This is a genomic window from Rivularia sp. PCC 7116 (genome assembly GCF_000316665.1).
GTDB lineage: Bacteria > Cyanobacteriota > Cyanobacteriia > Cyanobacteriales > Nostocaceae > Rivularia.
In genome coordinates this window covers 3288124-3302711 of record NC_019678.1, presented here as the reverse complement: position 1 = coordinate 3302711, position 14588 = coordinate 3288124, and the positions used below count along the sequence as shown (strand labels likewise).

The 14588-nt window shown below is 37.4% G+C and carries 11 protein-coding genes and 1 pseudogene; 6 read left to right on the top strand and 6 right to left on the bottom strand.

The annotated features are described in order from the left end of the window. Positions 1–818: 818 nt before the first annotated feature. The 6 genes from deoC to RIV7116_RS12940 all read left to right on the top strand — a co-directional run bounded on the left by deoC (position 819) and on the right by RIV7116_RS12940 (position 7507). Complete coding sequence (deoC, locus tag RIV7116_RS12965) at positions 819–1499, top strand: deoxyribose-phosphate aldolase (protein ID WP_015118757.1); 681 nt, start codon at positions 819–821, stop codon at positions 1497–1499. A gap of 88 nt (positions 1500–1587) precedes the next feature. Beyond that, positions 1588–2529, top strand: a complete 942-nt coding sequence (recO, locus tag RIV7116_RS12960; protein WP_015118756.1) for a DNA repair protein RecO — start codon at positions 1588–1590, stop codon at positions 2527–2529. Between the two features lie 165 nt (positions 2530–2694). Further along, positions 2695–4209 carry an MFS transporter gene (locus RIV7116_RS12955; protein ID WP_015118755.1) on the top strand — a complete coding sequence of 505 codons (1515 nt, stop codon included), beginning with the start codon at positions 2695–2697 and terminating at the stop codon, positions 4207–4209. Between the two features lie 377 nt (positions 4210–4586). Then, complete coding sequence (locus RIV7116_RS12950) at positions 4587–5750, top strand: glycosyltransferase family 4 protein (protein WP_015118754.1); 1164 nt, start codon at positions 4587–4589, stop codon at positions 5748–5750. A gap of 68 nt (positions 5751–5818) precedes the next feature. Continuing rightward, entirely contained in the window at positions 5819–6484 is a 666-nt protein-coding gene (locus RIV7116_RS12945; RefSeq protein WP_015118753.1) for an A/G-specific DNA glycosylase, read from the top strand. Positions 6485–6775: 291 nt separating this feature from the next. Then, positions 6776–7507, top strand: a complete 732-nt coding sequence (locus tag RIV7116_RS12940) for a pentapeptide repeat-containing protein (RefSeq protein ID WP_044290918.1) — start codon at positions 6776–6778, stop codon at positions 7505–7507. 94 nt (positions 7508–7601) lie between these two features. On the opposite strand, the gene RIV7116_RS12935 is transcribed toward RIV7116_RS12940, so the two are convergent. The 6 genes and pseudogenes from RIV7116_RS12935 to RIV7116_RS12910 form a co-directional block, all read right to left on the bottom strand. Next, on the bottom strand, positions 7602–8405 hold the full coding sequence (locus RIV7116_RS12935) for a Zn-dependent protease (protein ID WP_015118751.1): 804 nt from the start codon (positions 8403–8405) through the stop codon (positions 7602–7604). A gap of 195 nt (positions 8406–8600) precedes the next feature. Then, positions 8601–8825 (bottom strand): annotated as a pseudogene (gene secG / locus RIV7116_RS36440) (preprotein translocase subunit SecG); the annotation flags it as partial. A 256-nt stretch (positions 8826–9081) separates the two neighbouring features. Beyond that, positions 9082–10692, bottom strand: coding sequence for a 2,3-bisphosphoglycerate-independent phosphoglycerate mutase (gene gpmI / locus RIV7116_RS12925; RefSeq protein ID WP_044290916.1), 1611 nt, complete (start codon positions 10690–10692; stop codon positions 9082–9084). 872 nt (positions 10693–11564) lie between these two features. Continuing rightward, entirely contained in the window at positions 11565–13259 is a 1695-nt protein-coding gene (locus tag RIV7116_RS12920) for an ABC-F family ATP-binding cassette domain-containing protein (RefSeq protein ID WP_015118748.1), read from the bottom strand. Positions 13260–13449: 190 nt separating this feature from the next. After that, entirely contained in the window at positions 13450–13812 is a 363-nt protein-coding gene (locus tag RIV7116_RS12915) for a helix-turn-helix transcriptional regulator (RefSeq protein WP_015118747.1), read from the bottom strand. Positions 13813–14081: 269 nt separating this feature from the next. Then, entirely contained in the window at positions 14082–14444 is a 363-nt protein-coding gene (locus RIV7116_RS12910; RefSeq protein WP_015118746.1) for a helix-turn-helix domain-containing protein, read from the bottom strand. Positions 14445–14588: the final 144 nt, after the last annotated feature.

Genomic DNA, 14588 nt, shown 5'->3' with positions numbered 1-14588 from the left:
ATATCAAAAATCTGACTAACAAAGCTATTCATTATTTTGACAACTTGAGATAAACACAAATTACAAGATTTATATTCACCCGTACCTAGAAAAGTATATTCACAAATTACTTCATCTTTATTTTGGATTGGATAAAAGATTAAATCCAAATCGCTACCAAAGCTGATATTAACTTTATTCCCAGTAGCAACTTTAGTAATTTGTTCGTACCATCTATCTTCTAAGGTATCAAGAATATCGTGAATATAATTCGTAATTCGTAATTAATTTCCCATAAATGAATTTAGGGGCTTCGATAGAGTACAATCCACGAATAAATCCGGGTGCTTCAAACCCTTAAAAATCTACTCGGTGATATAAGTGTAAAATTATTCTTTCATCACCTATTTCTAATAAAACATTGCGATTATTGTTAAAACAAAACCGTTTCAAACCGATTTCAAAATTTGTATATTCATTTAATTCGTCTTCTAGATAATCATAAAAATCATATTTTATAGGCTCTTGTAATTGAATATTAAAATTTTGATAATTATCCATTTACATCGTAGGGTGTGTTATGGCGCGATAAATAATTTGGATTATAAAGAAGTATATCTATTTCGCCTCTAACGCACCGTTTGTATATGTAATCCCGGATGGTGCGTTAAACGTATCCAAAATTATTGTTAAAATCGAAATATAGTGGTGGGTTTAACACACCCTACAAGAATTAATCGCAAAAAATTAACTAAATTTCTAAAATAAACGCCCAATCTACCAAAAATAGTATTACTCTACTAATTGAGAAGAGTAAATCATAATTAGTATAAAAAACGATGGCAGCAGAGTACGCGGATATTGATATTGCGCCATTTATCGATCACTCGTTACTTCACCCAACAGCTACTCAACAACTCCTTGAGCAATGGTGTGAAGAAGCAGATAAATATCATTTTGCTTCGGTTTGTATTAGCCCCACTTGGGTACGTTTCGCAGCGGAACTTCTGCACGGGAAACAGCCGAAAGTATGCACAGTAATAGGTTTTCCTACTGGTGCTACTACCTCCGCAGTCAAGCTGTATGAAGCACAAGAAGCTACAGAAAATGGTGCAACTGAATTAGATTTAGTAATAAATCTGGGTTGGTTGAAAGCTGGCAAAACCGAGGAAATACATCGCGAAATTTCTGCGATTTGTGAAGAAACTGGGCAAACTGTCAAAGTAATTTTGGAAACTACTTTATTAACTGATACTGAGAAAAGACTGGCTGCTGAAGTATCGATGGATGCAGGTGCGGCGTTTTTGAAAACTAGTACTGGTTGGAATGGTGGTGCCACAGTAGCAGATGTCAAGCTTTTAAAAGAAGTAGCTAAAGACAGAGTTGAGGTTAAAGCTTCTGGGGGTATTCGCACTGTTGAGCAAGCTTTAGAATTAATATTAGCTGGTGCTACTAGGTTAGGTACTTCTAGAAGTGTGGATTTGCTTCGTCAGCGAGAAGAAGGATTTAAGAGTAAGTAGCGAGTAGTGAATTAGTTTCGTTTTTTCCCACTCTCCCCCTCTTCCCTCTCCTCATTACAAACAACTAACAACTATCAACTAACCATTAATGAGTCGAACCTATAAAGCAACTGGAATTAATTTAAAAGCCCAAGCATTCGGCGAATCCGATAGAATCGTTACAATTTTGACAAGAGAATTTGGGTTGATTCGAGCTACTGCACCAGGGGCACGCAAGCATCTTTCCAGTCTCGGCGGTAGAAGCGGAATGTTTGTGGTGAATCAATTACTGATTGCAAAAGGACGAAGTATCGATAAAATTACCCAAGCACAAACTATCAAAACTTATCCCGGTTTAGGAGGGGATTTGGGTAAATTGGCAGCTTCCCAGTATTTAGCAGAAATAGTACTTGCTCAAGCTTTAAGCGAACAACCTCAAGATGAATTGTTTGAACTTTTTAACGAACATCTGAGTCGTTTGGAAAAATTATCTAAAAGTCGAAATGTTTTGGCTTATCTGGTACACGGTATTTTTCAACTTTTGACTTTAGCTGGCTTGAAGCCTCAAGTAGAAGTTTGTTGTTTAACTGAGAACCCAGTTACACCAGATTTTGATAATCCTAAATCTCTCACCGCATTCAGCATCAACGCTGGTGGTGTGGTTTCAATGTCAGCTTGGGAAAATCTGCGAACAAAAATAGAAAAAACCAAAAGAATTGAAGAAAACAATCGGGTAGAAGTTGCGTCTGTAGCTAAAGAGTCTGGTGCGGTTTATTCTTCTACTCCCAAAGAAAATACTTCTTCCCAGATATACGAAACCGTTGTCCATCAAGAAGAATTACCGGCTTTGTTGCGTCGTTTGAGCGCTTCGGAGCTAAGTTTATTACAGCAGTTACCGCAATGGTCGATAATAGGAGAAAATGAAGTCGATGAAGATTGGTTATGTATTGAACGTTTGCTAAGGCAATATGCTCAATATCATTTTGGTCGTTCGATTCGTTCGGCAGCTTTAATAGACTCTTTTTTTGCTCAAAATCATGGTAATCGTTAAACAATCTGTGAAGATATTGAAGATTTTTGCGACATTATGCCAAAAAAATGATTTTAAAGGCTAATAAACTGATATTTTTTGGTTAGTAAGGTTGATTTTTCTGCTTTACCCAATTAAATATGCTTTCTCAAGTCCACCATTAAGTAGATTAGAACTACAAACGAAATGTCAGCAGGAGACGTTTCTAAAAACGATAGAAATCACAAAACACCGATGTCGGAAATACTCAAATCCGATAAGAATAACCATTGGGAAAATAAAATTAACAATGAATTATATTCTTATGGCAACAGTAAAGATAAGTTGGAAGAAAATTTGCAGCCCAGCGCTGTTAAACTTGCCGATAAATCCAATTTATCCGTAGAAAAAAATGGCAAAAATCAAGTAAATACGAATACAAATACAAACCAACAAGGTTTTTTACCCGTTTTAACAAATCCTAATTTCCTTGCTCTGTGGGGAGGACAGGTATTTTGTCAGTTAGCAGATAAAGTCTATTTAGTACTGATGATTGCTTTGATTGATACTCAGTTTCAGTCTGAAGGAAGCAGTATTAGTGGCTGGGTATCGGCTTTAATGATGACTTTTACCATTCCCGCAGTGCTATTTGGTTCTTTGGCAGGGGTATTTGTCGATAGATGGGTGAAAAAAACCGTCCTGGTATCAACTAATATCTGGCGCGGTTTTTTAGTTTTAGGAATTGTTCCATTACTATGGTTGGCAAAAGATTGGCAAGCTATAGGCAATATTCCCTCTGGTTTCTTAATAATTTTGGCAGTAACTTTTCTGGTTTCCACATTGACGCAATTCTTTGCACCAGCAGAACAAGCTGTCATTCCCCTAATAGTAAAACCAACAAATTTGCTGTCAGCGAATTCACTTTACACCACAACAATGATGGCATCGGTAATTGTAGGGTTTGCCATTGGAGAACCAATTTTATCCGCAGCTGATGCTTTATGGCTGCAATTTGGTGGTAGTGGTGAATTAGGTAAAGAAATTTTGGTTGGTGGTTCTTACATCATTGCCGGATTAATTTTACTGCTATTAGTAACTAATGAACAAAGTCAAGAGCAAGAAAAAGAATCCAGCCATATTCTTTCTGACTTAAAAGATGGTTTCGCCTACTTAGGAGAAAATCATCGATTACGTAATGCCTTGATTCAACTAATAATCTTGTTTTCTGTTTTAGCTGCCTTAACTGTATTAGCTGTTCGTATCGCAGAAGTCATACCTTCAATTAATGCCGAGCAATTTGGCTTTTTACTAGCATCTGGTGGTGTAGGTATCGCCCTTGGTGCCATGATATTAGGTCAATTCGGGCAAAATTTCACAACTCCTCACTTGAGTTTGGCTGGATGCATGGGAATGACTATTTCTCTAGCTGGTTTGGCAATATTTACCCAGCAATTATGGGCTGTACTTTCTTTAATTGGTTTATTAGGTATCTCTGGAGCGCTTGTTGGTATTCCCTTACAGACTGCCATTCAAACCGAAACTCCCCCTCAAATGCACGGTAAAGTATTTGGGCTACAAAACAATTTGGTCAATATTGCTTTAACTTTACCTTTGGCATTAGCAGGTATTGCAGAAACATTTTTAGGATTACAGACAGTCTTTTTGTCATTAGCTGCCATTGTATTTTGCGTTGGTATATTAACTAGATATAAATCAGCTTAATATCTATCATTTAAGAGTGATTATTACTTATAGTCCTGAGATTATAGCTATATTGACTATTGCTTTTAATGCCGTGGTAAAATTACATGAGAATAAATATATCCCCTAACATTAGAGACAAAATAGATATAGGATAACCGCTATACACAGAGTCTCAATTTGTTATATAAAAACGTATAGTAATTAACAGCATTATTATGACATAAATAAATTATAAATTTAATAGTTTTAAAAACGTAAAAATTTGCGTTGTCAGTTATTAGGATTGAAATATTATGATATCCATAGAGCCATCTTAGTACAACAGTTAATTCATATTACTTAGATTCGCAGAAAAGCTGACCGAATAAACCCCCTTTCCAGATTACTAATCAAGAATGCGTATAGCTTGGATTGGAAAAAAATCGCCCTTTTGTGGCAATGTTACCTATAGCAGAGAAATCACTAATGCCTTGCTAGAGCGAGGACACGAAGTTAGCTTTCTTCATTTTGCTCAAGAAGTTTCCCAAGGCTCAAAAGAGTTAAGTTGTCCGGAGGTACCCTTACCTTTTATCTATAAGTCTCAGGTTTATACAATTCCTGCATTTAAAGCGACAAAGGTTCTTACCGAATCGCTGCAAAGGATTAAACCAGACATCGTTCATGCTTCTCTGACTTTATCTCCCTTAGATTTTCTGCTACCAGAAATCTGTGAGAAGCTCAACATACCTTTAATCGCTACTTTTCATACTCCATTCGCTGGAAAAGGAGCAAAGCTTGTATCCGGAACCCAGCTTTTGGCGTATCAATTGTATGCGCCGTTTCTAGGTAATTACAACAGTGTGATCGTATTTTCTCAACTCCAACGGGAGTTACTAGTTCGTATGGGTGTACCGGCCCAAAATGTTGCCGTTATTCCTAATGGAGTCGATGTAGACAAATATTCTCCCGGTTTTTCAGCTATTAAAGCCGAATTTCAAGCCGAACGTTTGTTTGTTTACCAAGGAAGATTAGCCCCAGAGAAGAACGTTGAAGCTCTACTGCGTGCCTGGAGACAGGCAGAAATGGGTCCAAAAAGTAAGTTATTAGTAGTTGGTGATGGCCCTTTAAGAGCCGGTTTAGAGCCTTTTTATGGTTCGGAACACGGTATTAACTGGCTGGGTTTCATTGCCGATGACAGTCGCCGTATAGAAATTTTACGGGGAGCAGATGTATTTATATTACCTTCGTTAGTTGAAGGTTTATCTTTATCTCTATTAGAAGCAATGGCTTGCGGCTTAGCTTGTTTAGCAACTGAAGTTGGTGCCGATGGGGAAGTTTTGCAGGATGGAGCAGGTGTAGTACTTGATACTAACAGGGTTCGTTCTCAGTTACGTACTTTATTGCCATTATTCCAAGATCACCCCGAATTAGGATTAATGTTAGGGCAAAAAGCACGGCAGCGAGTATTAGAGCGTTATACTCTCAGCAAGAATATAACCCAGTTAGAAAAGCTCTACGACGAAATCGTTAACGGAAGGAGCTTGCATTTCCATCCTCAACAAACAAAAAAAGCTGTTTGAGTTTGACAAACCAATCTATTTTTTGTAGTGCGATCGCATATCGCACTATATTTTTTGGGGGTTTAAACGTGAATTTGAATTTTGATATAAATCAAATCAAATGGTTTCGTAGAGAATTATTAGCTTGGGGAGAAAAGCATCGTAGAAAATTTCCTTGGCGAAATACAAAAGATGCTTATGCTATTTTAGTCGCAGAATTTATGTTACAGAAGACTAACGCGCCTTTGGTTGCTCCTTTGTACAAGAAATTCATGGAGCAATATCCGACAGTTGAAGCGTTAGCAGAAGCACAATTTATAGATATCAAGAATATTTTACAGCCTTTAGGACTTGCATTTAGAGCCGAAAGATTATACAAAACAGCAAAATTATTAATTGAAGAATATCAAGGGAAAGTTCCAAATACGGAAGCAGAATTAGTCAAATTACCGGGAGTTGGTAAATATACAGCCCGCTCGATTTGTGCAAATGCATTTGGGCAAAGTAAAGCAGTGATTGACACTAATGTTGCGCGGATTTTCGAGCGCTTTTTTGGTTTTGAAGGTGGGAAAGTAAAATCTCGCTGTCCATTACTTTGGAGAAAAGCAGAGGAAATAGCTCCAGAAAATAATGTTGGGATGTGGAATCTGACGCTATTTGATTTTGGTGCGGGGGTTTGTACTGCGAAGAATCCAAGTTGTGGTAAATGTGTTTTGCGGGAGCGGTGTGATTATGTCAAGCAGGAAAAAAATTAATGTAGAGACGTAGCAGTGCTACGTCTCCCGGAATTTTAGGTTGTATCGACATCTATTAAGTAATCAGTTCCCAATCTCTACCTGAAAACCCCTTTTGGTTAAGCTCTGTGTCCCTCTAGAATACACTGCGAGGCAGAGCCTCTTTGAAATGCATTACAAGGTAGAACCTTGTAACGAGAGTAAACCCTGCTGAAAAAGGTGGGACTACGGTCAAGTTTATTCTAATACCTTAGTACTATACAATAACTGTAACCTATTAATTGTTGTCAAAAGTAAATAATGAATTGTCAGATGACTGCTGAGGAATTGTTGCAGCGTTATGCTGCTGGGGAAAGAGAATTTACCGGAATTAATTTAAATGGAGCTAACTTAAGTGGTCTTGATTTGAGTGAAATTAATTTTGATTGTGCAGAATTGGAAAATGCTAATCTAAGTGGTGCTAACTTGAGTAGTGCTGGCTTGGGTAGCGCTCAGTTGATTGGTGCTAACTTCAGTCAGGCTAACTTGAAAGAAGCTTGGTTGCAATCAGCCGATTTGACTGGAGCTAATTTTTGTGGAGCTTTCTTAGAAGATGCTAACTTAGGATCTGCTGATTTGGCTGATGCTAACTTTAGTGGAGCTAATTTGAGAAATGTATTTTTATCTGGAAGCGATTGTGAAAAAGCCAACTTCACTCAAGCTGACCTCAGCGGTTCTGATATCACTGAAACTGGTTTGGAAGAAGCTATCCTAATAGGAGCTAACCTGAATAATACTAGACTACATCAAACAGGGTTTTGGAATGCGAACCTTAGTAGAAGCAGTTTTTTTGGTGCTATTCTTGACGAAACCTCTTTTAAAGGAGCCAATCTCACTAATGCTAATTTGAAAGGTGTCAAACCAGAACCTAGTCTTTTAAGTGACCCCAATTACATGAGTTATTTCCTTAAATTAGTTAAACAAGTTTTTGAAGATGCAATTTTCTGCAACACTATCATGCTAGATGGAAGCATCCGAAATGATAATTGTGGAGATGATTCGTAAAAATAAAAAACGCTTTTCTGTTATTAAACAAGTTTATTCAAAATTTAGAATCATAATTGTTGGGTCAGGAACCTTAGCCCGAGCTACAAATCTACTATGTTCCTAAATTATTCCCCCACCCCAAACTAGTACTCTGCTGATAAATTTTCTTCAAAGTATTCACATCTCTAGCAGAAATTATCGGCGGATTCCTAACTTGTGAAAAATATAGAGCATCACCTTTATCTTTACTATGTCCCCAAATTCCTAAAGCATGTCCTAATTCGTGACGAGAAGCTGCTAAAAGATATTTACCTGTCTGACTGGGGCTCAATAAAATATTGAAGCGATGATATAAAGCATTGTCTTTCTCGTAGACTTTGTAACTAGTTAATGCAGAACGAGCGCGAGGAAGTTTTTTTCCGGGAGTAAACTGTAGTGGTGGAGATTTCCGAATAATTTTAATATCTGCTTCTTCTGAATTTTCAACTATTTTTAAAGGTAAATAATTATTCCACTCTTCTACTGTTTGCGAGACAACATTCATCCATTGTTGAGATTGCTGATTGTTGTTTATATTTGGTGTTTCTAAATAAATCTTAACTGGAAATTCTGACCAAATTAAATAACCATATTTAGTAGGTTTAATCTCAGAAAAATAATCACCGCTATTTGTTTCATCTTGCCATCTTTCTAAAGTTAATGGCAGAGGATGAGGTTTTTGGAAAGGTTCAGAAGGATTCTGAGAGATTTTTTTTGCTAGTTTTATATCCGTCTGATAATGCGGTAATTTTGTCAAGTTAATTTTTGCAAACACAGCAAAAGACTGCACGTTAGTAAACATAACGAGCAGTGCTGTGGTAATTACCAGTCCTAAAGCTATTCTGAATCGTTTAAATAAGCTTAGATTTTTTCTCATTCCAACAAAGCTGTAATTTTTACAGTTTAGAAAGAGTTGAAGAAAGTAATTTTACGGTTCGGAAGAATCAGAAGGAGCTGGAGAAATAGAAGGGGCTGGAGAAGTTACGGGAGCAGATAAATCCGAGGGATTAGAGTTAATAGGAGCGGAATTAGGCGTAATTGGGGGATTAGCAGTGCTAGGAACGGAAGCTCCAAGCCAGCCAGCACTTAAAACTACGCTTAAACCCAGAAAAACTACTGTTAGCGTCCAGGTAACGCGATTTAAAGTATTTTCAGCACTTTTTGTACTGCTAAACAATTGTGCTTGTCCGCCGATAGCTCCAATTCCATCACCTTTGGGACTGTGGAGCAATACCAAAACGATTAAACCGATTGCAGAAAATGCCCAGATGCCTTGTATTATGTTTGAAACAGTCATGAATTTTATGAATAGTTATTAGTCGTTAGTTGCTAGTTGTTAGTTGTTTGTGGTTAATCAACCGGTTTATACTCAACAACCAATATTTAAACAGATTTTAACTTAATTCTTTTACTTAAACTTTAATAGGATTTATGATATTTTCCTGTTTTACCTTCAATGCGTGACGTTGCAAGCTTTATGAGTAGTTAATTGTCAGCAGCCAGCAGCCAGCTTAACAACTAACTACCAACCACTAACCACTAACAACTAATTATCAATTATTCTGCATCACCAAATTCATGGGGCTGCGGGGAACTTTTACGTCATACTCTGCTGGCTTAAACAATGATGTTCCAGTCATTTCTTGCGGTTGGGGAAGCTGCAAAATCTCCAGAATAGAGGGAGCAATGTCGGCTAACTTACCATCAGTTCTTAATTTGAGATTGGTAGCGTGTCCGGCAATTTTCGCTTTCTCTCCTTCTACCACAATAAAAGGAACTGGGTTCGTAGTATGAGCAGTCCAGGGATTTCCCGTCTCATCTATCATGTATTCTGCATTACCGTGGTCGGCGGTAATTAATGCCGTCCCTCCAGCTTTGCTTATTCCCTCTAACAAGCGTCCCAAACATTTGTCTACCGCTTCTAATGCTTCAACGGTAGCTCCCATGTTTCCCGTATGCCCTACCATATCTGGGTTGGCATAATTAACTACTACTAAGGAATAAATACCCTTTTTAATGGCTCCTAAAACTACGTCAGTAACAGCTGCTGCTGACATTAGTGGGGCTTTATCGTAGGTGGCTACCATTGGAGAATTTACCAGTTCTCGATCTTCTCCTTCGAGTGGCTCCTCTAAACCACCGTTGAAGAAGTAGGTAACGTGAGCATACTTTTCGGTTTCAGCTGTACGAAATTGCTTTAGACCATGTTGAGAAATTACTTCACCAAGAATATTATTCAGATTCTGGGGTTTAAATGCGACTTCTACTGGTAAATCTTGCTCGTATTGCGTAAAAGTAACAAAAGATAGCGGTTTAATTTGCTGTCTTTCAAAACCGTCAAAATCTGATTTAACGAAAGCTTGAGTTAGTTGTCTAGCTCTATCGGGACGGAAATTAAAAAATATGATTCCATCCCCTGCTTCAACGGCTCCGGGAGCTATTCTAACAGGAATAATAAATTCATCTGTTTTGCCTTCTGCATAAGATGCTTTGACTACTTCTGCTGCAGAACGACTATCGCTAGACTCGTCATCTTGCGTCATTACATCGTAAGCGCTTTGGACGCGATCCCAACGTTTATCTCTATCCATTGCATAGTAGCGTCCGCTAATAGTTACAATGCGTCCGACTCCTATGCGGTCTATATAATCTTGAATAAGTCCAATTGACTTTACTGCTTCACTGGGTTTAGTATCGCGTCCGTCCGCGATCGCGTGAATGCAAATGTCTGAGATTCCTTGAGCTTTAGCTAAATCTAATAAGCCGAATAGGTGACTTAAATGTGAATGTACGCCTCCTTCAGAACATAATCCGACCAAATGCAGTTTACTCTGACGGCCTCGTACTTCCTGACAAATTTTAACTAATGCTGGATTTTGATTAATTGAACCGTCTTCTACAGCATCTGATATTCTTACTAATTCTTGCGGTACAACTCTTCCAGCACCGATATTCAAATGTCCTACTTCTGAGTTGCCCATCTGCCCTTCTGGCAAACCTACCGCTTTCCCGGAGGTATTTATCAACGTGTTTGGATAAGCTTTAATTAAGCTATCCACCACAGGTGTTGAAGAGGCGGCAACGGCGTTTCCTTTGGTCTCCTCGCAGTAACCCCATCCATCTAATATTACTAGCACCACGGGAGAAACAGGTGCTTTTGTCATAACAAAACTGCCCTTTACTTTTCGTAATATCCGAATAATACCATTGACACTCACAACTGCAAGTGAATTTTTGCTTATTAATTTTATGCGTATTAAATTATTTTATGAATTATCTCTAATTTTCATATATATTTCTTGCAATTGTCTGATATTCAGTAAAGTTTTCGTAACAACAGGTAGTTGACACTTTAAATTTTGTGATTGGAAATAGTTTAATCTCTTATCAGTACTGTTTTACATATTGTTATTTTTTAATTTGTATGATTTATATTTATAATTCTTCCTTAAAAGGGAAGCGGAAATGGGAAAAGGAAAATAGTCATTAGCCGCATCTACAGTAATAAAAGGTTCTATTAAGTATTAATATTTAATCAAAATCAAATTAGATATTTAGAATATAGGTTTTAAATATTTTCAATTTATATATGCTTACTATATAGCCAGATGGATTAAATTGCTTATTAATAGATGGGGAGCATTTATTAAGCAGCGGGGAGCAAATTTATAATCAAGGCTACTCTAAATCTAATTCATTTTAATAGGAGCTTATAAAAAGTATTTAACAATTTAATGGATTCAGTACTTACGCAATTATAAATTGTCATTGCGACCAAAACGCAGTGTAGGGAAACATTCACCCGCAGGGTGTGGGTAATCCCAGCCTCTGGAGAGATTACTATGTCCTATCGGACACCCTCAGAAGAACGCGCAGCGAATAGTGACGCAATTACGTTACCTTTGTTTGCGTAAGTGCTGTAATCAAAATTAAGTAAGTAAAGTCATTAAAATACCCCCTTAATAAAGAGGGCTTAATTAAAATAAATCTATACACTTGTGAAATTTACTATCGCAAAATCAACCTATAATTAAATTTACTTGCGCTTAGCTGCCGCTTTTTTCTTCTTAGCTTCTCTTTTTGCAGCTTTTTCTGCTTCAATTGCTGCTAATTTCTCTTGCTCCTTCTCTTCGGCAATTTTATCCAAGTAATAATGATAGTCTCCCAAATACACTCGGAATTCACCGTCGCGAATTTCAACTATTTTATTAGCTACTTTGGAAATAAAATATCTATCGTGAGAAACTACTATTACGCTACCGTCGTAATTTTGCAAAGCTTCTTCGAGCATTTCTTTGGCAGGAATATCCAAGTGGTTTGTCGGCTCATCTAAGATAAGTAAATTCGCCTGACGCAACAGCATTTTAGCTAATGCTAAACGCGCTTTTTCTCCACCACTTAAAGCATCAACTTTTTTATAAACTGTATCGCCACTAAATAAAAATCTTCCCAACAAAGTACGGACTTCTTCGTTTTTCCAGTCAGGAACTTCATCATGAATTGTTTCCATGACGGTTTTATTTAAATCCAACGCTTCGGCTTGGTTTTGTTCAAAATAATTAGGAATAACGTTGTGTTCGCCTAATTTAACTTCGCCTTCTGTGGGTTTTTCCATACCGGTAATCAACCGTAGCAAAGTAGATTTACCAGCACCGTTGGGTCCCAAAAACGCAATTCTATCGCCTCTTTCAATTAATAGATTCGCTGCTAAAAATAGAATTTTGTCGTCATAAATATGAGTTAAATCTTTAATTTCTACTACTTCGCGACCGCTGCGAGGTGCTGGAGGAAATTTAAACTGTAAAGTTCTCATTCCAGCAATGGGAGCTTCAATACGCTCTACTTTATCAAGCTGTTTTTCGCGACTTTTCGCTTGAGTACTGCGAGTAGCACTAGCACGGAATTTTTCTACAAATGCTTGCTGTTTCTCTAATTCTTTCTGCTGACGCTCGAATGCACTTAGTTGTGCTGTTTGATTTTCTGCTTTTTGTAATAAGTATGTTGAATAATTACCTAAATAAGTTGTTGAAACACCGCGTTCTGTTTCTACTATTGAGGTACAAAGTCTATCAAGAAATTCTCGGTCGTGAGAAACTATTACCATTGGGGTATTTAAACCCTTAAGATAATTTTCCAACCATTCAATAGTTTCTAAGTCTAAGTGGTTTGTCGGTTCGTCTAACAGTAGTAAATCGGGTTTTTGCAGCAGAATTTTACCTAAACCCATCCGCATCTGCCAACCACCACTAAAAGAACTTACCAGGCGATCGCCATCTTCTTGCTCAAACCCCATTTCTGGTAAAATCTTACCGATACGAGCTTCTAAGCCGTAACCGTCTAAGGCTTCAAACTGTCTTTGTAATTTATCTAATTTATTAATTAATTTATCGAGTTCGTCAGGTGTCGCGGTTTCCATATCTCGCTGCACCTGAGCTAAAGCTAACTGTACTGCATTGGCTTCTTCAAATACCGTCCAAAATTCTTCGGTTACTGTGCGAGTAGGATCTACTTCAAATTCTTGGTTAAGGTGAGCGATGTGCAGGCTATTGGGGCGAATAATTTCACCGGATGTTGGTTCCATCTCCCCCATGATGATTTTCAACTGGGTGGATTTTCCCGCACCATTTACGCCAACTAAACCAATGCGATCGCCAGCTTTAACTTCCCAGTTGACATCCTTGAGAACTTCGCCTGTGGGATAAATTTTACTGATATGTTCTAGTCGTAGCATCAAGTATCTCCAAGGTAAGGGATGGTTTTGTTTAGGGGAACGCGCCTTCTATTGTGTCCAATCTTAACAAAATTTAACTACATTTTTCGTGTTGGAATTGTTGTAAGGGAAGAAATTTTAGTGATATTGCAGCGAAAGGAGACGTAGCACTGCTACGTCTCTACATTAGTTATTGCGTTTTGATTAAAATTTAACTTGCTTTTGCTTCGTTACTAATAGATTCAGCAGCAGCAGATATTCTAGCCGCACCAGCTTGAACTATTTGAGCTACATCAGTTAAAGGCATTTTATTTATTTGTCTAAGAATTACTGCTAAATCCGAAGGTTTTGAGGCAGGTTTCATACCTAAGTCACTGAATAATTCTTCTATGGAATATTCTGCTCTTTCTGCGATTTTGGCTAAATTTTGAATGTCTGGAATAGAATCGCCTCTCTCCCATGCCTGTACTGTAGAGAATGAAACGCCTAAAAACTTTGCAAACACTCTTTGGCTCATGGAACCACGAGCCGCTCTTGCTATCTCACTTAGTTTCTTTCTGCCTTCTGGTTTCACTAATTATTACTATGAACGCTATTGCAAAAATAATTTTTTAAGTCCTTGTTTACGAATTGTAAACCCAATATTGACAGCTTATTAGATTTACAATAAGTTTCTAATAGCGACTTTGCAAGCCAAGTCTAAGACTTGTATAAAAAAGTAACTTTGTTAATTCACTATATGAGTTTATTTTAGCTTTCAAGCCAGATGAGTCAACTATATAAGTCAATTTTTAAAGGCGCATTATGAAGACAAAAACAATTAATACAAATAATGGTTTCTCTTTAACTCGCTTTTACCTCATTGTCTGAAGAATCAGCAGCAGCGGCCAATCTATCCATAATAGCTTTACCGACAATTGCTGCCTGGGACAATGGCATATTACTAACTTGCTTCAAAACTACACTCAATTCAGAAGCTTCAGGTATACGCTTTCCTTCTAGATGAGAAAATAATTCTTCAAAAGTATAACCAGCACGAGCAGCTATCGAAGCCAAATTAGCTGTGTCTGGAACTTTTTCTCCTTTCTCCCAGGATAGGACAGATGTTGCAGAAACTCCTAGTTCTTTACCAAAAGCCCGTAGGCTCATTGAACCGCGAGCTAGCTTAATTACTTCTATTAGTTTTTGTCTAGCTTGTGTATCCACGTTTGAAGAGTTTAACTTAACTATAAAAATTGAAAACTTTCGTTTCCATATTATAAGTTTAATTTTTTATTGACAGCTTTGTTTGTAAAGTGTATTGTTAAAGTGTTAATGTTAGCTAACTAAGTTAGCACTAAGGGACAACCA

Excerpts from the sequence above, each read along its gene's own strand:
- deoC (WP_015118757.1), top strand. The coding sequence starts at position 819 with ATGGCAGCAGAGTACGCGGATATTGATATTGCGCCATTTATCGATCAC.
- recO (WP_015118756.1), top strand. The coding sequence starts at position 1,588 with ATGAGTCGAACCTATAAAGCAACTGGAATTAATTTAAAAGCCCAAGCA.
- RIV7116_RS12955 (WP_015118755.1), top strand. The coding sequence starts at position 2,695 with ATGTCAGCAGGAGACGTTTCTAAAAACGATAGAAATCACAAAACACCG.
- RIV7116_RS12950 (WP_015118754.1), top strand. The coding sequence starts at position 4,587 with ATGCGTATAGCTTGGATTGGAAAAAAATCGCCCTTTTGTGGCAATGTT.
- RIV7116_RS12940 (WP_044290918.1), top strand. The coding sequence starts at position 6,776 with ATGACTGCTGAGGAATTGTTGCAGCGTTATGCTGCTGGGGAAAGAGAA.
- RIV7116_RS12935 (WP_015118751.1), bottom strand. The coding sequence starts at position 8,405 with ATGAGAAAAAATCTAAGCTTATTTAAACGATTCAGAATAGCTTTAGGA.
- gpmI (WP_044290916.1), bottom strand. The coding sequence starts at position 10,692 with ATGACAAAAGCACCTGTTTCTCCCGTGGTGCTAGTAATATTAGATGGA.
- RIV7116_RS12920 (WP_015118748.1), bottom strand. The coding sequence starts at position 13,259 with ATGCTACGACTAGAACATATCAGTAAAATTTATCCCACAGGCGAAGTT.